This is a genomic window from Moorena sp. SIO3I6 (genome assembly GCF_010672095.1).
In genome coordinates this window covers 1-18,222 of the sequence record NZ_JAAHHU010000040.1, presented here as the reverse complement: position 1 = coordinate 18,222, position 18,222 = coordinate 1, and the positions used below count along the sequence as shown (strand labels likewise).

21 protein-coding genes are annotated in these 18,222 nt (G+C 42.7%); 7 read left to right on the top strand and 14 right to left on the bottom strand.

What is annotated here, in order from left to right:
• Positions 1-19: 19 nt before the first annotated feature.
• From F6K49_RS14175 to F6K49_RS14140, 8 genes are all read right to left on the bottom strand, one after another.
• Positions 20-160, bottom strand: coding sequence for a hypothetical protein (locus F6K49_RS14175; RefSeq protein WP_293097553.1), 141 nt, complete (start codon positions 158-160; stop codon positions 20-22).
• Between the two features lie 85 nt (positions 161-245).
• Positions 246-461 carry a hypothetical protein gene (locus F6K49_RS14170; protein ID WP_293026548.1) on the bottom strand — a complete coding sequence of 72 codons (216 nt, stop codon included), beginning with the start codon at positions 459-461 and terminating at the stop codon, positions 246-248.
• Positions 462-1,028: 567 nt separating this feature from the next.
• Positions 1,029-1,391 (bottom strand): DUF5615 family PIN-like protein, encoded by a 363-nt coding sequence (locus tag F6K49_RS14165; RefSeq protein WP_293097549.1) that lies wholly within the window; start codon positions 1,389-1,391, stop codon positions 1,029-1,031.
• Positions 1,381-1,728, bottom strand: a complete 348-nt coding sequence (locus tag F6K49_RS14160) for a DUF433 domain-containing protein (RefSeq protein WP_293097546.1) — start codon at positions 1,726-1,728, stop codon at positions 1,381-1,383. Before F6K49_RS14160 ends, F6K49_RS14165 begins: the two co-directional genes overlap by 11 nt.
• Positions 1,729-2,032: 304 nt before the next feature.
• Positions 2,033-3,169 carry a transposase gene (locus F6K49_RS14155; RefSeq protein WP_293026541.1) on the bottom strand — a complete coding sequence of 379 codons (1,137 nt, stop codon included), beginning with the start codon at positions 3,167-3,169 and terminating at the stop codon, positions 2,033-2,035.
• Positions 3,141-3,653 carry an IS607 family transposase gene (locus F6K49_RS14150; RefSeq protein ID WP_293026568.1) on the bottom strand — a complete coding sequence of 171 codons (513 nt, stop codon included), beginning with the start codon at positions 3,651-3,653 and terminating at the stop codon, positions 3,141-3,143. The genes F6K49_RS14155 and F6K49_RS14150 overlap by 29 nt, the downstream gene beginning before the upstream one ends.
• 156 nt (positions 3,654-3,809) lie before the next feature.
• Positions 3,810-4,139 (bottom strand): hypothetical protein, encoded by a 330-nt coding sequence (locus F6K49_RS14145; protein ID WP_293097543.1) that lies wholly within the window; start codon positions 4,137-4,139, stop codon positions 3,810-3,812.
• 371 nt (positions 4,140-4,510) lie between these two features.
• Positions 4,511-6,262, bottom strand: a complete 1,752-nt coding sequence (locus F6K49_RS14140; protein ID WP_293097540.1) for a hypothetical protein — start codon at positions 6,260-6,262, stop codon at positions 4,511-4,513.
• 769 nt (positions 6,263-7,031) lie between these two features.
• On the opposite strand from F6K49_RS14140, the gene F6K49_RS14135 reads away from it, so the two are divergent.
• Positions 7,032-8,273, top strand: a complete 1,242-nt coding sequence (locus tag F6K49_RS14135; protein ID WP_293097537.1) for a type II CAAX endopeptidase family protein — start codon at positions 7,032-7,034, stop codon at positions 8,271-8,273.
• A gap of 12 nt (positions 8,274-8,285) precedes the next feature.
• Here F6K49_RS14135 and F6K49_RS14130 read toward each other — a convergent pair whose 3' ends face one another.
• Entirely contained in the window at positions 8,286-8,429 is a 144-nt protein-coding gene (locus tag F6K49_RS14130) for a hypothetical protein (RefSeq protein WP_293026534.1), read from the bottom strand.
• 171 nt (positions 8,430-8,600) lie between these two features.
• Here F6K49_RS14130 and F6K49_RS14125 point away from each other — a divergent pair, with 171 nt between their 5' ends.
• Positions 8,601-8,816: a hypothetical protein gene (locus F6K49_RS14125; protein ID WP_293026532.1), complete on the top strand. Its 216-nt coding sequence runs from the start codon at positions 8,601-8,603 to the stop codon at positions 8,814-8,816.
• A gap of 36 nt (positions 8,817-8,852) precedes the next feature.
• On the opposite strand, the gene F6K49_RS14120 is transcribed toward F6K49_RS14125, so the two are convergent.
• From F6K49_RS14120 to F6K49_RS14105, 4 genes are all read right to left on the bottom strand, one after another.
• Complete coding sequence (locus F6K49_RS14120; RefSeq protein ID WP_293026530.1) at positions 8,853-9,479, bottom strand: heme-copper oxidase subunit III; 627 nt, start codon at positions 9,477-9,479, stop codon at positions 8,853-8,855.
• Positions 9,480-9,533: 54 nt separating this feature from the next.
• On the bottom strand, positions 9,534-9,752 hold the full coding sequence (locus tag F6K49_RS14115; RefSeq protein ID WP_293097534.1) for a hypothetical protein: 219 nt from the start codon (positions 9,750-9,752) through the stop codon (positions 9,534-9,536).
• A 61-nt stretch (positions 9,753-9,813) separates the two neighbouring features.
• Positions 9,814-11,496, bottom strand: a complete 1,683-nt coding sequence (ctaD, locus tag F6K49_RS14110) for a cytochrome c oxidase subunit I (RefSeq protein ID WP_293097531.1) — start codon at positions 11,494-11,496, stop codon at positions 9,814-9,816.
• 190 nt (positions 11,497-11,686) lie between these two features.
• Complete coding sequence (locus F6K49_RS14105) at positions 11,687-12,700, bottom strand: cytochrome c oxidase subunit II (protein ID WP_293097528.1); 1,014 nt, start codon at positions 12,698-12,700, stop codon at positions 11,687-11,689.
• A 604-nt stretch (positions 12,701-13,304) separates the two neighbouring features.
• On the opposite strand from F6K49_RS14105, the gene F6K49_RS14100 reads away from it, so the two are divergent.
• The 4 genes from F6K49_RS14100 to F6K49_RS14085 all read left to right on the top strand — a co-directional run bounded on the left by F6K49_RS14100 (position 13,305) and on the right by F6K49_RS14085 (position 17,356).
• Positions 13,305-14,267 (top strand): heme A synthase, encoded by a 963-nt coding sequence (locus tag F6K49_RS14100; RefSeq protein WP_293097525.1) that lies wholly within the window; start codon positions 13,305-13,307, stop codon positions 14,265-14,267.
• Positions 14,268-14,615: 348 nt separating this feature from the next.
• Positions 14,616-15,893, top strand: coding sequence for an RNA-guided endonuclease IscB (iscB, locus tag F6K49_RS14095; RefSeq protein WP_293097522.1), 1,278 nt, complete (start codon positions 14,616-14,618; stop codon positions 15,891-15,893).
• A gap of 107 nt (positions 15,894-16,000) precedes the next feature.
• On the top strand, positions 16,001-16,999 hold the full coding sequence (locus F6K49_RS14090; protein WP_293026520.1) for a heme o synthase: 999 nt from the start codon (positions 16,001-16,003) through the stop codon (positions 16,997-16,999).
• A gap of 204 nt (positions 17,000-17,203) precedes the next feature.
• Positions 17,204-17,356, top strand: coding sequence for a hypothetical protein (locus F6K49_RS14085; protein WP_293097519.1), 153 nt, complete (start codon positions 17,204-17,206; stop codon positions 17,354-17,356).
• Here F6K49_RS14085 and F6K49_RS14080 read toward each other — a convergent pair.
• On the bottom strand, positions 17,341-17,646 hold the full coding sequence (locus F6K49_RS14080) for a DUF4090 family protein (protein ID WP_075905885.1): 306 nt from the start codon (positions 17,644-17,646) through the stop codon (positions 17,341-17,343). The two genes, F6K49_RS14085 and F6K49_RS14080, sit on opposite strands and share 16 nt — an antisense overlap.
• A gap of 189 nt (positions 17,647-17,835) precedes the next feature.
• Between F6K49_RS14080 and F6K49_RS14075 the strand changes: the two genes are divergently transcribed.
• Positions 17,836-18,072 (top strand): hypothetical protein, encoded by a 237-nt coding sequence (locus F6K49_RS14075; protein ID WP_293097516.1) that lies wholly within the window; start codon positions 17,836-17,838, stop codon positions 18,070-18,072.
• The last annotated feature ends 150 nt before the right edge of the window (positions 18,073-18,222 follow it).

Sequence of the window (18,222 nt, the reverse complement as noted above, 5' to 3'; positions counted from 1 at the left end):
ATTTTATTCAAAAGCTCTCTTAGCCTGGCTTACTGCCAATGGCTGTTCGCGTAGCGTGCGCGTAGCGCATAAGCTGATTGCTGAAAGCTGATTGCTGAAAGCTGATTGCTGAAAGCTGATTGCTGAAAGCTGATTGCTTACTGTCAGTAACCAAAACCATTTCCCAGATAGTTGTTTAGGCTATCTGGGGATTAAAGGTAATTAACGACGATAACCCAAGTTGATCAATTTAGGCTATCGAGTGATCAATCCTCCTTTGCTTCTTTAACTAACTTGGTTATCGCTTCGATAATTGTTTTAGAGTAAACGGTTAAGGCAATGACTGCAGCCACTGCTGTTCCACCTTGGATCAGGGGGATAAGTGGAGCGCCAGGAGGTGTATCGGGAGTTGATGCACCTGTTGATGTATTAACAACCTGGCTAACCTCCACATTGAAATGGGGATTTTGATGTGATATCATGCAAGACCAACGGCTCTTGAAGAGCATAGATAGTGTGTATTCGTTGTTAGAAGGACAGCAGCCAGAAACGGCGTGCAAAACTGATTATGGCTGAGTCTTTCTAGCATGGTAAGTGCAATAAAAATTTAGCCAAAATGTGGTACAGGGATGGTAAATAGTTCCTTTGTTCTGCAACTTTGACCTACTCCCTGTATTTTTTGGTAACTTATGGCCTGAAATTATCACCCAGTAAGGATTTCAGATTACATGCTACCCTTCCAGTGAGTTTTGACTTAAAAGAAAATCCTACCATTAGTATAAATGGCAATAAAATTCCGTAAATGTCACTATAAAATTATGGATTTTTATGGAAATTTTATAAAAATTTATAAAATTTTTACTGAGTTGGTACTGAGCAAAAATATATTATTATAATGATTCGTGAAATATATTGCCCAAAGCGAACTCTATAACCCTTGCCCAGCAACGATTCCAGATTTTTATGATTTTACAAATGATTTAGGATTGCTAAAGCTTATGGCTGATAGCTAATAGCTGATGGATGAATACTTAGGTTTACTGATCAACCTATGGCAGAGGCAAATAAACAATGCGATCTTGGTACTCATTGTCTTCAGATGCAAGAGCTGCTATGATTAACTCCTCAAGATTTTCTCCAATAGTCAAATTAGGGTTAAGAATAAAAATACCTGGTATGTGGTGATCTTGTGCTAGGTGGTCAGTTAAGTGAACTGGCATGGAAGTCCGGTTATTGGTTACCAGCACAAAGTTATTTTCCTCGCACCAGTCAAGAATTTCTGGATCTAGAGTACCTTTAGGTGGTGTTTCCGATTCTCCCACCACTTTGATCACAATACTGGGTTCTCTTCGTCTAATTTGTGTAGGATAGAGAGAATTAACATTTTCATCAATTAGATACTTAATACTCATTCCCTTGTTCCCTAGCTTTTCTTATTGCTCTTAATTGGCGCACTTTTTCAGAAATAGGAGGCGGATTGAGTCGTTGCTGCTCTCTCATAGTGTGACCATGAAAGAGCCAGTTTTTCATATATTCGCTCACAGCGTTTTGATTTTGCAGGTAATAGAGGATAGTAGCGTAGACTTGTTCTAGAGTTAATGATGTATAAGCTTGAGCAATTTCTTCTGGGGTTTTATGACAGTCTAGATAGTCATATAATATGGTTTCAATACCAATTCTTGTTCCTTTGAGGCGAATGTCAGTAGGAGCAAGAAAGTTGAAATAGTCTGTTAAAGCTTGATTTGACATGATCATTAGGTCAATAAACTAGTAAGTTTTATTGTAAACAGAAGTCTTTAGGTTATTGATGTGTAAACCCCGACAGTTACGTAGGGTGCGTTAGGGAAGGGCTCGCCCTCATTTTCTCGATAGCCAGCGTTAGGTTGCTGCCCGTAACGCACCACGGGGTCTACTGTTTACCAGTATTCCTAAGGCGAATAACCTTCAAGATTATTACCACATAATCGCTCCAACAACTCCCTGGGAATAGCATCGAAATTTTCTAACAAAAAATCCATCAGGGCAAGATGTGCAACATTTAACCTGTACAAACCTACTCATCAGCAGGAATGACCTGTATAGCACCAGATGAAAACCTGGTGGTTGTTGCCGACAAAGCGCGAATCATTATGTTTCGCGCGCCATTCCAATCCCGTGGTAACGAGAAACCACATTTTGGGCATTGAAATTTTTTGTTACCGCCTAATTTTTCGTGAATTTGACCACATTCTGGACAAGTCTTACTTGTGTAAGATTCATTAACTAAGACCACTCTCACGTCATTTCGATCAGCCATTTGTATTAAATGTTGACGAAACTTATAGTGACTCCAAGTGAGCATGTTACGAGCTGTTTTCTTATTTAATCTCCTGGCTGACTTCACTACCATTTGAGAGGTCTCAAATGTCGGAATAAAAATCAGCTTGTAGTTATTAACAAGAAAAGAAGCTGACTTGTTGTGGCAGTCTTTGATCAAATCTTGGATTTTTTGGCGTAACCGATGGGAAGCTTTCCTCATTGCTCGTCTCTGACGTTTGGCAGAGCTTAAGTCAATACGACTCATCAAACGATCTAACTGTTGACAAAGTCTTTGGATTCTACCAATATCACCAGTCCCTATTTCGAGATAACTGAAGCCATCAAATCCAGTCAAGAAAGTCCTAATCCCTGGGTCTAAAGCTATCACCTTGTCAACAGTCGTAGGAGTCGGCTCAATGTATTCAGGAAAAATACCATACCATTTTCCCTTTATCCACACTAGCTGGGTCCCGTAAATACATTGATCAGGAAAGCCTTGAGGTGAACGGAAAGACAAGCCTTTTACCTTTCTTAGGTACCAAGAACCTTTCTTGAAGTTTCCCGCTTTGAATTTGATTACCTGACTTGTTTCTCGACAAGACTTAAATTTAGCAAAACCTCCATTAGCTTTGGCTTGTTTTGACGCATCAATTGCATCGGCAACAGCTTCTTGTAATTGATGTCCGGGTAGGGTTTTTACCCACTCTGGTCTATCAGAGTTTCTAGCCAGTTTTTGTAGATCATAAGCACTACCAACATAGCCATTTTTGATAGTAGCGATAGACCAGTTGTAGATCCACCTGTATGCATTAAGCCAAGTTTTCCAAATCTTGTGAAGCTCTTTACAAGGAAACACCCTGATTTTATTGACACTGTTTGGTGTCAATTTCATCGTCTGGTTCCGAGATTTTGTCTTGTACCGCTTGCGTGACTTGCTTTTGAGATTTTCCGAGTCCGTAAAGCCTAGCAGAGAAACAGTGGAGGCAGGACAAGATATCTTCGACAAGCTCTTGTTCTGGGGACAGCTTGCGTTCATTGAGAACCACGAGTTTGACCTTACCTTTTTGGAACAACCATTCAAGTAATGGAAACCCAAATCTGACTGCTCTGTCTGGATAGGCAACGACAAATGCTGAGATATCAGACGAGTATATTCGCTCCAATATTTTGAGAAATTTGCGCCGCCTAAAATTGAGTCGTGATCCAACTTCTGAAACAATTTCAGCGTAGTGGTATTTTGACCGTAAAAATTGAGCTTGTCTGTCGAGGTCATCTCGTTGGGAATGGGTAGAGACCCGTGCATAACCGATAACGGGCTTACTTTTCGGGTCTTTTCCTTCAATGCAGAACCTGCTCTGATTGCCTTGGGTTCTAATACTGTCGAGCCTTCCGTCTTTGTCCCATCGTCATTGAGTTGTGATCGAGACGCCGTAATATTCGGCTGCCTCTTTTGGGGTGACATATTTTTTAGTCTTAATACTTGATAAATCTATAGTAAAACCTTTGTAAAGGTATGACAAGGTTTGATAAGATTAAATGCTAATAGTTACACCTCGTAAGACGTCAGCAGCAGGAGCTTTATAGCGCTTATTTCCAGCAAACCAGCTGTTAACTGTACTGATGGAGCGGGAGCAGATTAATGCCATGTCTTCTCGACTAACCTCCCATTTCGAGATGAATTCCTTTGGTGTCATGGCCAGTTGCCAGTGACTGTACAGTTGAATCAGAATTCGGTCTAAGTCAGTTAGGGGACGAGGATAGGATTTTGGGCGAGGGGGTTTCTTCCCTGCTAGTTGTGCCAGGCGATCTAGGTATCGCTGATAGTAGATAGCATGATCAGTTGAGCGTTTTTTTGCCATCATGGAATTAGCTCCAATGTACTTGGGGAATAAGCCGCGCTCTTGTAATGATGGTCTCAAGCGCGGCTTTTTGTCCGATAATCATATCGAAACACCAGACATTTTTATTATTACTAATAAAAACAAAAATGTCAAGATTATTTTTTTATTCATTTACAGTATTTAACAAATCAATAATTTTACTGTTGGCAATTTTAACGATTAGCTATTTACGAAATTTATGGAGCAGTAAGTTAATCAATTTCAATCAAGTAATATAGCATTTTTTTAATAGCTGAAGAAAACAATATTGTTTCCCTGTTGCCTTTTGCCTACTCCCTACTCCCTACTCCCTACTCCCTACTCCCTACTCCCTACTCCCTACTCCCTAATCCCTACTCCCTAACAATACATTTCGCCTCCAAAACCACCAATCCCTGAGTTTCAAACACCGAACAAGATGCCATCACTTCTTCCAAAGCAGGTTTTATGCCTTGTTCAAGTTGTTGAATAGCATGATTAGCTGCTGGCTGATACTGCTTCAACCACTTGCGATCTTTAATAGCATCAGCCTTTAACTCAATTGGGTTTAGTACCCAAAAATCAATATCATACTTTTTAATAAACTCCTTAACAACGGACATATTAGCACTATATTGAGCATCAATTAAGTCTAGAGTTCGTTGTCGAAATTTCTGATAATATCCGACGTGGTAAGGAATAGCATACTCACTGGCTACCAAAACCGAACGCTGAGCAAAGGTGGGGATATTATTCATCTCTGGAGACAGAGAAGCAATTAAGCTATCTTTCGGTTGTTGTTGAAAAAAGTTATACAAGGATGGAGTATCCCCGACTTTATAGGCAGTAATGGGAAAATCATCTACAAAACTAGGATATAATAGTAAGGCTGCTGCAATTATCGTAGTAGTTGCTATCGCCAAAACGTTAGGTATAGAAAAAATACTAGAAAAACCAGAGTTAGAAAAACCGCTTTGGCTAGGCTGGCTTGCCCACTTAAAGATGCTATCAATCAGAATGATAAAAACTATGCCAGCACTTAGCACCATTATCACTCTCAGACTATGTTGAGTATAGCGACTAGGAAGATGTAATTTAAATAGCAAAACATGAGCAGCAACAAACATCCCGAGAGACGCTATCACCATCTGGAGCAAAAGGGTAATTTCTTTACTGATCTGCTTGACTAAAGGAAATTTATTGGGAAATAAGGGCAAGAGCAGCAGTAAAAATCCCGCTGCATTAGTAGCTGGAGTAAGAATCGAAGTCAGACGAATTCCGCTTCTACCTTTTAACCAAAACTTAGCGGGATCATCGTCATAAAAAAAACGCGATCGCCCCCCTGGAAAAAACTCTGGTAACTGTCTGGCTTCAGCGACAGAAATCACTGGACCAAACTCATTGGTTTTGAGAGCATAGGGCAGCATCACCAAAAAGGCGACTATCAATCCTGCCAGACACAACCAACGTCGCTGTTGGGATAAGCCTAACTTACCATTGCGCCATTCAAATAGTCGTAAAACTAAGGTACCGGAAGAGATAAAGACTAACTGGGGATAGAATAGACCTTGGAGTGCGATCGCACCCAAACAAAACCACAATGACCCCCGCACTAGGTAATACATAAACCCCAACAATAGGGGATAGACAAACGCCTTCGGTGTTCCAGACACCACCGTATCAGTCATACCCAACGCTTGAGACAGCAACAGGGTAGCACTAAAGGCAGCTGCCGGTACTGGCAACAATTCCAGACATACCCAAAAGCAATAGCTAGCGCTAACCAGATTCAACACTACCGGTAAGAGTTTGTTAAATAGCAATGGATTAACACCCAATGCTGCTATCACTCGATAGACTGTAGTGTAGCCAGCTGGAGCAACCGTTTGAAAGTAATCAGCAATTAAGTCTTTAGGAAACAGCTCTGGATCAAGAAATCGCATCATCCAAAATATATGTTGTCGTGCATCATCTTGGACAATATACTCACCGCTGAATGCTTCCCGTAGTGCTAGGAAGCTATACACTACCGTAAAGGTTAGGCTGAGGCTAAACCAAAAGATAACTTGAGGAGTAAATCGTTTATTACAAGGAGTTGTTAGGAATCTGTGAATAGGGGTAATCATTTAGTCAAGGGAATAGGGAATAGGGAATAGGGAATAGGGAATAGGGAGTAGGCAATAGGGAGTAGGGAATCGATAATAGGGAGTCTGGAATCGGGAATCGGGAAAAAATCTTGTGTATTTAATTACTATGAGAAACGCTATATAAGTGGTTCTGGGGGGGCGACATGCAAGCTGAAATCCTTACTGGGTAATAATTTCAGTCCATAAGTTACTTCAGGTGCGCTCTTACTTGGCGAATTAAATTCGCCACGGGTCGCACCTAAAATATACATGCTGTTTTGGGCACGACCTTGGACATAGTTATAAGGGTTTGAGCTTCCATAATATGAATCGAGGGTCAATTTCCGACTGTATCAAGCCATAGCTCATTGGCCTCAAAGGCTTATATAGTCATATTTTTAGGGCGCATGTCGCCCCCTCAGATAAGTGGTTTCTGCTTTCAAGCTTGCCCACTCCCTCTGTTTTTGTCAATCCTCTCTATGCCATTGGGATGAAATGCTTTGAGAAGCAGCAAATTACAAAACTAGTTGTGGTACTCATATCGGAGGAATTAGATTCAAGTAATACTACGATTTTTGCCAATAGTGCTGAAAAAATTAGCAAAAATCTCTACCTCACGGAAAATGCGTGTGATCTCCTCTCACTATACAATTCTCGTCATAGGTGGCTGAAATCTAATTGCTTCACAGCTATTCGAGCGTCTTTATTTCAGTGTTGTATAGTTCGTCTAATTCACGTTAACAATAATATTTTATTCCCTATTTAGGCAATGAAAATCAATAATACCAATTCCAAAAATGAATCTTTCAATCTCATTATTTGTGGATTAGCTTTCCAGTTTATTCCGTTATTAATTTGTGTATTAACTTTATTGATTTGTGAAGGTTTTTCATTACCATTTCCTAGATTTTTAATTTCTTTAACTATATTAACAATAGGATATGGATATATACCTCTTCTCAAAGGATGCCGTCTATATAGTTACGACAAGGGATATGCAAGTAAGTGGGGATGGTTCGGATTATTAAGTATTTTGGGATTATCAGTCCTATTACTTTTGCCCGACAAGAGAACTAATTTTTATTCAGAAAACTCATTGGGTAAAAACTCAATAAATTTCCCCTTCAATAAGCTTAATATTACTGAATTTTGCTTATATTGGTTTATAGCTTTTCCAGTTTTATTATCGGTCATATTATTAATAATATTTATTATTATAGATATTGTATTGTTTTTATTGGTGAATTGGAATTGCTTTGGGATTTTCGAAAATGCCAATTTTGACATGGTATTTATTCTAATATTAGAGTGTTTAACCGGATTTTTTTTATTTAAACATCTCCACAAATTTGGATTTAATTTTGATAATTTTGGCATTTTTAAACCAAAAAGTATTAATCTAAAACTAATTTTAGTTATAGTATTTTTTAACTATATATTTGCTTGGAACTGTCATTCGTTGAATTTATATTATCTTTCTTTAATTGTTCCAGATTATGTTTTTGAAAAATTAATTAATAAATCAGAATTTACAAATACTATCGGGATACTTTCTTTTAGCTTTTCGACGATTGTTTTTGCTCCGTTATTTGAAGAGCTGATTTTTCGTGGTATAATCTTGCAGAAGTGGGCAATAAAATGGGGTATTCAAGCTGGAATATTAACCTCATCTTTATTATTTGCGATTTGCCATTTGAATTTGAATATTGTACCATTGTTCATTTTAGGAACTATATATTGTGTTCTATACTTTAAAACTGGCAAATTAATAGTACCAATCATTTGTCATAGTCTTCACAATACTATTGTGACAATTTCTATGATTGGACAATACTATAGTATATCAAACGGTGAATTAATTTCGATAAACGATTATCAAGCTTCAATGGAACCATTATTAGGCCAAAAAGCAATTGTAGCAGCTATATCGTTTGCCGTTATCATGGTATTTTTATATCGAAATTTTCCTAAACAAGATGACATCCTTCCCTACTATAGAAATCCTAAGTGATTGATTAAAATTCTAAGGAATCCAACGGGTTAAATTCACCTGTGCTGTTTGGATTAGCGCTACCACCATCCATAAACAGGCATCTTGGTGGAACGGGCATCTTGCCCGTTTCATTTCCGGACGGACTATCCCAACCCTGGCCACGAGGCGAAACATAAGAGCAAGTCCGCCCCTAATACCGAGTTGCATTCAAAGATAGTAGATGGGGAGATGGGGAGATGGGGAGATGGGGAGATGGGGAGATGGGGAGATGGGGAGATTGGGGGCAGATAAAGTTGTACCTTTGATCGCAACTTAGTATAACACACCCTACTTCAACTTTTGGTGGTGCGTTACGGGGCGGACTATCCCAGCCCTGGCCACGAGGTGAAACATCAGGGCAAGTCCGCCCCTAACACACCCTACTTCAACCTTGGCCTTTGGCCACGCTACGCGAACAACCTTGGCCTATTGGCCACGCTACGCGAACAACCTGCTAACTTTCAACCTGCTAACCTCCAACCGCTTAACCTTCAAAAAAAAATCCCCCCAATCGGGGGGTAGTGCATCAAAACTTTGTTAAGAAAACTGTGGCGAAAACTAATTAATCAAATACACGATTACAAACAGAACAATCCACACCACATCAACGAAGTGCCAGTAGAGTTCTGCGGCTTCTACACCAAAATGCTCTTCACTGGAGTAGTGCTTTGAATTTAGCGATCGCATTAATACTAACATAATTAACCCGAGTCCGCAAGTAACATGAAGACCATGGAAACCAGTTAAGGCAAAGAAAGAACTGGTAAATAAGTTAGTAGTCAGACCAAAGTCTACATGAGTGTACTCATAGACTTGTCCTCCTAAGAACATCGCACCCATCAGAGCAGTGATTCCAAACCAGAGTCGCAAACCAGAGACATCATTCTTCTTAATAGCACTCTGGCCCCGGTGCATGACGAAACTACTAGTAATCAGGATAATGGTGTTAATTGTTGGCACCAATAATTCTAATTCTGTACCCTCTGGAGGCCAAGCTGGCATGGTCGCTTTATAAATTAAAAAAGCGGCAAACATTCCCAAGAAGGTCATACTATCAGCAGCCAGAAACACCACCAAACCAAACATCCGAAAATCCGGATGCTCCTCGTGATGTACCTCTGCCGCCTCAACCTCATGATGATAGTTGAGGCTAGTTTTAGACGGATCTATCGTTGAGCCTTGCATAAATTCCTTTGAATTAATCTTCTTCAGCTGACATTTGTGCCTGTTGAGCTTCGATTAGGGTAAGTTAGGAGGTTGAAGGTTAGCAGGTTGAAGGTTGAAGGTTAACAGGTTGTTCGCCCTTGGCGTTCCCGTAGGGTAGGTTAACAGGTTGTTCGCCCTTGGCGTTCCCGTAGGGTAGGTTAACAGGTTGTTCGCCCTTGGCGTTCCCGTAGGGTAGGTTAACAGGTTGTTCGCGTAGCGTGGCCAAACAACCTTCAACCAAACAACCTTCAACCTTCAACCAAAACAAACCTTCAACCAAACAACCTTCAACCAAACAACCTTAAACCCACACTTACCCAACATCTCCTTTAACTTCAACCAGCAACTCCTCGACCTGTTTATCGGTGTCAACACTATAACTGTCGATACCGTATTCGTAAGGACCGGACCACAAAATGGGTTCCTCGTCAAAGTTCTCAATAGCAGGAGGAGAGGTAGTTTGCCACTCTAATGTCAGAGCTCTCCAAGGATTGCGACCAGCGATTTTACCACGGTTCACACTCCAGAGGATGTTAATCACAAAGGGTATGGTAGAAACCGCTAGAAGATAGGAGCCAATAGTGCAGATCATGTTGAGGCTTTGAAACTGGGGGTCATACATAGCAACCCGACGGTTCATACCCAATAGACCTAGCTCATGCATCGGCAAAAAGGTCATATTTAGACCAATGAAGGTCAACACAAAGTGAATGCGTCCTAAGGTTTCGTTGACCATTCGCCCGGTCATTTTGGGGAACCAGTGATAAACTGCGCCAAATAATCCGAGCACACTACCACCAAATAGAACGTAGTGGAAGTGAGCCACAATGAAATAAGTGTCATGGACATGAACATCAAAGGGAACGGAAGCGAGCATGACACCGCTGAGACCCCCAATCAAAAATGCCGAGATAAAGCCCATACCAAAGAGCATGGCACTATTTAAGCTGATTTTTCCGCCCCAAATCGTTGCCACCCAGCTAAACACCTTAATCCCTGTGGGCACAGCAATCAGCATGGTGGCAGCCATAAAGAACATCCGCAACCAACCAGGAGTGCCACTAGTGAACATATGGTGCGCCCAGACAATTAGTCCTAGGAAACAAATCAACATACTGGAGTATGCGATCGCACGATAGCCAAAAACCGGCTTACGGGCATGTACCGGTAGGATTTCGGAGATTACCCCAAAGAACGGTAGCACCATGATGTACACCGCTGGGTGGGAGTAAAACCAGAACATGTGCTGGTAGACAATTGGGTCTCCTCCCCCAGCCGGGTTAAAGAAATTGGTGCCAGCAATTAAATCAAAGGACAGGAAAATTAACGCTGCTGCTAGGACTGGAGTACCAATCAACACTAGGATTGAGGTTCCTAACATTGCCCAGCAAAACAGAGGCATATCATGAATAGTCATGCTAGGTGTGCGCATCTTCACAATAGTGGTGAAGAAGTTAAGCGCCCCTAGCACTGAGGAAGTCCCGATCACCAGGATGCTCACAATCCAAATTTCTTCACCCACCTGAGAACTAATCAAGCTCAAAGGGGGGTAAGAGGTCCAACCGGCTTCGGGAGCACCTACGAAAAAACTACTCATTAACAGCAAACCCCCCACAGCATTCATCCAGAATGCCACCGCATTCAGCTTGGGGAATGCCATATCCTTTGCCCCAATCATCAAGGGAATCAGATAGTTAGCAAAAGCAGCACCAGCTGGAATAATCCATAGGAACAACATAATTGTTCCGTGCATGGTGAACACTCGGTTGTAGGTTAAAGGGCTCAATAAATCCGGGTCTGGCGTTGCCAACTCAGTGCGAATTAATCCAGCTAATGCGCCACCGATGAAATAGAACACAAATGAAGTGACCAGGTATTGAATCCCAATCACTTTATGGTCGGTATTGAAGGTGAAGTAATCTTGCCAACGCCGCTCATGTTCTTCAACATGACCAGCATCTTTGACAGATTCCGGTTTTTCTACTTGCGTCGTCATGGGATAGTGGAGGTGTGATGAACTAAAAGGATAGGCAAGAGGCAATAGGCAAGAGAATGAAGAATGAAGAATGAAGAATGAAGAATGGAGAATGGAGAATGGAAAATGGAGAATGAACTAATTCTAAATTCTTAATTCTAAATTCTTAATTCTAAATTCTTAATTCTAAATTCTTAATTCTTAAATGAACTTATTTGATAATTGCAGGATGATGGTGAGAGTGGTCTAGGTGTTGGAGAGTTTGGGAATCAATACCCATTTCAGAGGCATAGGGAGCCAAGAACTCACCCTCTGACATGGTCGTAGGATTAACAGCCACCGCTTTTTCCATGGTGTCTGCACTAGCGAATTGATTTTCCTGAACCCAGGCTTGATACTCTTCCGGTGTTTCAACGATTAATCGAGTTTTCATTCCTCCATGGTAGGACCCGCAGAGTTCAGCACAGATGATCGGGTAATCACCCACTTTAGTTGCTGTAAACCCTAGTTGACTAATCCGACCTGGGATAGCATCTTGCTTAATCCGAAACTCTGGCAACCAGAAGGCGTGGATCACATCGTTAGCTTCGATATTCAGCTTAACCGGTTGTCCAACTGGGACATGCATCTCCCCAGACATAACACCGGTTTCAGGGTAGGTGAAAATCCAGGCATACTGCATACCAGCGACATTAACCTCTAGGGGTTCACCTTGACCTTCTTGTCCTGGAGGCGTTCCAATACCTAGGGCAACTGTGCCTTGACCCGGAGCCATGGCAATCAGACTTTCATTCCCCTCTTGCCCAGATGGTGACATCTGATGATTGTGGGCAATCTCCTGGCGATGGTGGTCATGAGAAGCCATCGGATCCAGACCTCCCATAGAGTTGTAGACCTCAAAGCTATAGACAGCTAGGACAAAGACAATCACCGTCGGGATTGCGGTCCAAAGCATCTCTAGGGGAATATTGCCATGGGTCGATGGCCCATCGGTTTGGTCATTTTTTTGTCTACGAAATTTGATGACTATTAGGATAAGTGCCCCTTGGATGAGGAGAAATAGACCAGTGGAAATGGTCATCATCAGGTTGAACAGACCATCTACATCACCAGCTTCTGAGGAGGCGGCTACTGGCAAAAGTCCATGATTCTGACCGTACCAGAGACTAATCAGGGTTATGAAAATGCCAGCAATAAGGGTTGAAATTTGGCTTGGAATGTTCACGAGATTAGGGTTGAATACTTATATCAACAAAAGTAACAGGGATTATCAAGGCAGGCGAGGCACGAACCGATTTAGTGTCCTAGAATGTCAGGGCATGGCTATATTTTTAAGGAAAATCAGCCTTCTGGTGAGCTACTCCGCCCATAGTGTCCACATTACAGACAACAATTCTGATGGCCTGCTAGCAGTGACGGGCGTGAGTAGAGGATATTAGAGCAAGCTTGGCTTGCTCTATTAACTACGGTAAAGCAGCTAAACAATTGATTGGGTCACACCTAGAGATTTTTAGACTTTTTTTTAGGATCACTGGCACAGCACCCGAAAAATTTCAACAAAACTTAAGATTTTATTCAATAAAACTTAACATAGCTAAAAAAAATATAAAAAAGTAAATCAATAGTAAATCATTGAGTCCAAGTAACTGTGACCCTTTAGGGCAGGGGAATAGCAATCTGAAAAATCTCTAAAGCTTCAGAAATTAAGGAAAAGGCTGGTTACAGTGGTATAGGAATAGAGATGATCTTTGAGATTGGCAATCTTCTACCAACGAAAATGAGCCACTACTCGGGATTTGATTAACTTAGTTTGCATTTTCCTATTGCAGATGGCTATAGCTCAATCGGCTCTTGATCAGAATCAGAATGATGTAACCTCCAACAACCTGACCCAGCCTCAGGCCAGGATTCGGAGCTTGGTGTGGAAAATTGCGATCGCTACCTTGCTGTTGATGGCAGTAGGCAGTGCTACCAGGGTGATGAATGCTGGTCTGGCTTGCCCAGACTGGCCCTTATGCTATGGTCAGCTCGTGCCAAGCCAGCAGATGAATTTGCAAGTATTTTTAGAGTGGTTTCACCGCCTTGATGCATCCTTGATTGGTATTAGTGCGATCGCTCTGGCGAGCTTATCTTGGTGGTATCGGCGGGATTTACCGAACTGGCTGCCCTGGATATCCACATTTGCTCTAGGGCTAATTATTTTCCAAGGAGTCCTCGGCGGACTGACGGTTACAGAACTGCTCCGGTTTGATATCGTCACTGCTCATCTAGGAACAGCACTGCTATTTTTCTCAACTCTAATCGTGATTGGTACACTGCTGACCCCCTATCAAGGAACAGGTTCAGTTGGGAAGTTACCTTGGCTGAGCTTAAGCGCAGTGATTTTTGTTTATCTACAAAGTCTATTAGGTGGACTAGTCGCTTCCCGCTGGGCAGTGCATCAGTGTTTTGGCGCATCTGAGCTGTGTACCGTGATGAATAGCCATATTGCTGGTGTGGTGCCAGCGACCGTAGCAACAGTTGCGGTGGTGGTGATAGCATCCCGGACACCGGCCCTACATCCAGTACTGCGACAGTTAGCTAATCTAGCTGCTAGCTTGGTAGTTTTACAGATACTCCTCGGTGTTGCTACCTTCCGGTTAAGGCTACAAGTGGAACTACTAACTATCTGCCATCAAGCAGTGGGAGCAGCGTTATTAGGAGTACTGGTAGGGTTTACAGTCTTCGCCTTACGTGACCGCGCAAGTGTGGAGTGTCAAGGACAGTATGACGTATCAGGACATGAAGTATGAAGGATTAAGTATGAAGGATTAAGTGTTTTATTGGTCTATCCTACGGGAAACCTAAGGGCAAATATCCTTCATACTTGAGACTTTTTAGCGAAGGAATTGGTCAACAATCCCGACTGGGATTCCACCCCACCGATCAATCGACGGGCAAGAGATCCTGTAGTTGACCAGACTAAGCCAGTTAGACTGGCTACGTTAGATAGGCTATCTCACCCTAGGGTGCTTGCCAGCTCTAGGCTCTGAGGTTTCAGATTAAACATCTGTAGAGGGATTAAGGAAGTGTCTGAAACAGGACAAACCTATCTAACCTTGTCGAGGCAAAAGTAACACGCAAGTAGAAGAGACGAAACCATGTCTACAAACTACGTTCTAGTTTTAGATACCAACCGAAAACCGCTCAACCCTTGCAAACCTGGGATGGCTCGTAGCCTACTTAAAGCAGGCAAGGCAGCGGTATTTAAGCGGTATCCATTCACCATTATCCTCAACAAAGCAGTTGATGATGCCCCCAAACCAGTCCAACTCAAAATCGACCCAGGCTCCAAAGTAACTGGGCTTGCCCTGGTGCAAGATGACAAGGTTATATGGGGAACAGAACTCTATCACCGAGGGCAGCAAATTAAGGCTGATCTTGAGGACAGACGAAAATTGAGGAGAGGAAGGCGAAACCGTAAAACCCGGTATCGTCAACCTAGATTCTTAAACCGTACTCGTCCAGAAGGTTGGCTTGCTCCATCGATGCTCCATCGGGTTCTGACTACGATGACTTGGGTTAGACGATTAACCAAGTTTGTTCCCGTTACAGGAATCTCATTAGAGCGAGTTAGATTTGACACGCAGAAAATGATCAACCCTGAAGTTTCAGGTGTTGACTACCAGCAGGGTGAACTACAGGGGTATGAAGTCAGAGAGTACCTGTTAGAGAAATGGAATCGGCAATGTGCATACTGCCAAGCCACAGACACCCGTTTGGAAGTCGATCATATTCACCCCAAATCCAAAGGGGGATCTGACCGAGTATCTAACCTGACCCTTGCTTGCCATGACTGTAACCAGGCTAAAGGAAACCAAGATATCAGAGACTTCCTCTGTGGTAAGTCTGACCTACTCAATCGAATTCTCAGCCAAGTTAAGCAACCGTTATTAGATGCGGCAGCGGTCAACTCAACTCGGAACAAGATTGCTGAGGAGTTGATTGCTACAGGTTTACCTATTGAGTTTGGCACAGGTGGACAAACTAAGTATAACCGTTGCCGATTAGATCTTCCTAAAACTCACTGGCTTGATGCTGCCTGTGTAGGAGTTGTTGTCCATCTCACCCTTGAGACTAAGCAATGTTTAACCATCACAGCATCAGGACATGGAAACCGACAGATGGCTGGTGTTGATAAGTATGGCTTCCCATACCGCCACCGTACTCGTCAGCAAGTTCATTTCGGTTTCAGAAGTGGCGATATCGTCAGGGCGGTTGTACCCAAAGGCAAGAAAGCGGGAACCCATGTAGGTCGGGTTCTGTGTCGGAAGTCCGGTAGCTTCGACATCCAGACTAAATCTGGCCGAGTCACTGGAATCAATCACAAGTATTGCAGCACTATACACGGGAGGGATGGCTATGCCTACGTATTCTAAGGATGCGCTGTCGCGCTGCTGTCATGTAAGGGGAGAGCTTTCCTCCCCATGCGTGAATCGACAGGGGCTTCCAGCTCTCCCCTTGCTAACAATTTTCGGTGAATTGAATGCTTGGGACTAGTTTAACCCGTCAACATGAAAACATAAGAGAGGTTATTCAAAGTTACTATCAACTAACAAAGCCTCGAATTATTCCACTACTATTAATTACGACAGCAGCAGGGATGTGGTTGGCATCCGATGGACAAGTCGATCCCATATTATTGCTAGTTACCCTGGTCGGTGGGACTTTGGCCGCAGCATCTGCCCAAGTACTTAACTGCATCTATGACCGTGATATCGACTATGAAATGTTGCGCACCCGCCACCGTCCCATTCCCTCTGGGAAAGTGCAGCCTCGTGATGCTTTGCTGTTTGCGATCGCATTAGCAATCCTGTCGTTCACCCTGCTAACAGTTTTCGCTAACCTCCTTAGTGCCTTACTAGCGCTATCTGGCATTATCTTCTATATGCTCATATACACTCATATCCTCAAGCGCCACACTGCCCAAAACATCGTCATTGGTGGTGCAGCAGGAGCAATTCCAGCGCTAGTGGGTTGGGCTGCGGTGACAGGAGAATTGAGTTGGGCCCCTTGGTTACTATTTATCATCGTGTTCTTGTGGACACCCCCTCACTTCTGGGCTTTAGCCTTAATGATTCACGAGGATTACGCCAAAGTTGGGATACCGATGTTACCGGTAGTAGCCGGTGAAGAGGTTACTGTTCGTCAAATTTGGTATTACACCTTATTAGTCGTCCCCACCTCCCTATTGTTGATCTATCCTTTAGGAGAATCGGGCGTCGTTTATGGAATAGTTGCTATTCTTTTGGGCAGTATTTTTATCAAAAAAGCATGGTTGCTCCTTAAGGAACCTACAGACAATCAACTTGCCCGGTCTATGTTTAAGTACTCAATTCTCTACATGATGTTATTGTGTACCGGTATCGTAGTAGATAGCTTACCGATGACCAGGGAAATTACTGCAACTGTGGCAGAAAATTCCCTAGTTTTGATTCAAGCAATTTCCACAGTATTGGAGCAGGTAAGTATTAATTTAGTCTAGGGTGTTTGCTGGTAAGCATTTAGCTATCAGTTATCAGCTAATGGCTACCTTACAGGCTAGAAGCCTGTTCCACCGCTAAGGGAAGGGCTGATAGCTTAATACTTACGTTTAATGTTACTTACAATAGGGTTGGTGAATTAGCTCAGAGCTGTAACAATTCGCCAACCCTATTGATATTTATACTCTAGGGATCCTAAATCAAGTGTGATAATTTTTGATCCGAATTTCCCTACTCCCTACTCCCTACTCCCTACTCCCTACTCCCTACTCCCTACTCCCTACTCCCTACTCCCTACTCCCTACTCCCTACTCCCTACTCCCTACTCCCTACTCCCTACTCCCTACTTAGGTCCGTAGTAAAAGGCAATCTCTTTGTCTTTAAGAGGGGTAAAATCAGCATCGAGCAGCATTTGATTGAGTTCTGCTTGAGAAATGTGCTTCGCTCCAATCCGCACAATTCTGGATCTCATGGTATTGCTGACACCGCTCCGTTGCCGTTGAGCTTCCAACCCCATCACTTGAGTGTAAAGGTCTAACTTAGCTTTGGGGATTGGGGAGCCATCTAAATCAATTCCCTTTGCGATCGCATCATCAACCGCATCAGCACCTGTAGTGTTCTTAGTCTGGGAATTAGTTTCGGTAGACATGGTAAGCTCATATTTATACATACGACAGTATTTTACAAGGTGTCGGTTTCCTTAACAAAGAGTGAAATTAGATTCAAAAGTCCCTCTTATTAAGGGCAGGGCGATTTCATTCTGGCAAAAACATAGATGGGTACCCACCCCTAACCTCCAGGAGGCAGGGCTGTTTCATTCTTGCCAAAAATAGTTTGAATGCCAACTGCTATATTCCCTGCCTCCCTTAATAATTCCTGTTCCATAAAAAACCATAATTGTGTACTTAATAAAATCGCACGCTATATGTTCTCCCGCAATCTCGCCTTTATCATCGGCATCAACAACTACCAAAACGGCATTTCTCCCCTGAACACCGCCGTAAACGATGCCAAAAAACTAGGCGTTGCTGATTATGGGTATGGTTTCGCCCCCCTAGCCCCCCAATTCTGGTAGGGCTGTTTCATTCTCTAGAAAATAGATGGGGAGATGGGGAGATGGGGAGATGGGGAGAAAAGGAGCGCGAATAGTCGGAATTTTGGCCAAATTTATCTAACCCTCCTCGAAGGCCGAATCACGAATTGTTAGTCATTGGAGTTGCTTCCT

What these genes read in the sequence shown, in the direction of transcription:
- F6K49_RS14100 (WP_293097525.1), top strand. Translation starts at nt 13,305, where the DNA reads ATGGCTATAGCTCAATCGGCTCTTGATCAGAATCAGAATGATGTAACC.
- F6K49_RS14130 (WP_293026534.1), bottom strand. Translation starts at nt 8,429, where the DNA reads ATGTTTCGCCTCGTGGCCAGGGTTGGGATAGTCCGTCCGGAAATGAAA.
- F6K49_RS14160 (WP_293097546.1), bottom strand. Translation starts at nt 1,728, where the DNA reads ATGTCAAATCAAGCTTTAACAGACTATTTCAACTTTCTTGCTCCTACT.
- F6K49_RS14145 (WP_293097543.1), bottom strand. Translation starts at nt 4,139, where the DNA reads ATGATGGCAAAAAAACGCTCAACTGATCATGCTATCTACTATCAGCGA.
- F6K49_RS14170 (WP_293026548.1), bottom strand. Translation starts at nt 461, where the DNA reads ATGATATCACATCAAAATCCCCATTTCAATGTGGAGGTTAGCCAGGTT.
- F6K49_RS14155 (WP_293026541.1), bottom strand. Translation starts at nt 3,169, where the DNA reads ATGAAATTGACACCAAACAGTGTCAATAAAATCAGGGTGTTTCCTTGT.
- F6K49_RS14090 (WP_293026520.1), top strand. Translation starts at nt 16,001, where the DNA reads ATGCTTGGGACTAGTTTAACCCGTCAACATGAAAACATAAGAGAGGTT.
- iscB (WP_293097522.1), top strand. Translation starts at nt 14,616, where the DNA reads ATGTCTACAAACTACGTTCTAGTTTTAGATACCAACCGAAAACCGCTC.
- F6K49_RS14140 (WP_293097540.1), bottom strand. Translation starts at nt 6,262, where the DNA reads ATGATTACCCCTATTCACAGATTCCTAACAACTCCTTGTAATAAACGA.
- F6K49_RS14165 (WP_293097549.1), bottom strand. Translation starts at nt 1,391, where the DNA reads ATGAGTATTAAGTATCTAATTGATGAAAATGTTAATTCTCTCTATCCT.
- F6K49_RS14075 (WP_293097516.1), top strand. Translation starts at nt 17,836, where the DNA reads ATGCCAACTGCTATATTCCCTGCCTCCCTTAATAATTCCTGTTCCATA.
- F6K49_RS14080 (WP_075905885.1), bottom strand. Translation starts at nt 17,646, where the DNA reads ATGTCTACCGAAACTAATTCCCAGACTAAGAACACTACAGGTGCTGAT.
- F6K49_RS14120 (WP_293026530.1), bottom strand. Translation starts at nt 9,479, where the DNA reads ATGCAAGGCTCAACGATAGATCCGTCTAAAACTAGCCTCAACTATCAT.
- F6K49_RS14135 (WP_293097537.1), top strand. Translation starts at nt 7,032, where the DNA reads ATGAAAATCAATAATACCAATTCCAAAAATGAATCTTTCAATCTCATT.
- ctaD (WP_293097531.1), bottom strand. Translation starts at nt 11,496, where the DNA reads ATGACGACGCAAGTAGAAAAACCGGAATCTGTCAAAGATGCTGGTCAT.
- F6K49_RS14175 (WP_293097553.1), bottom strand. Translation starts at nt 160, where the DNA reads ATGGTTTTGGTTACTGACAGTAAGCAATCAGCTTTCAGCAATCAGCTT.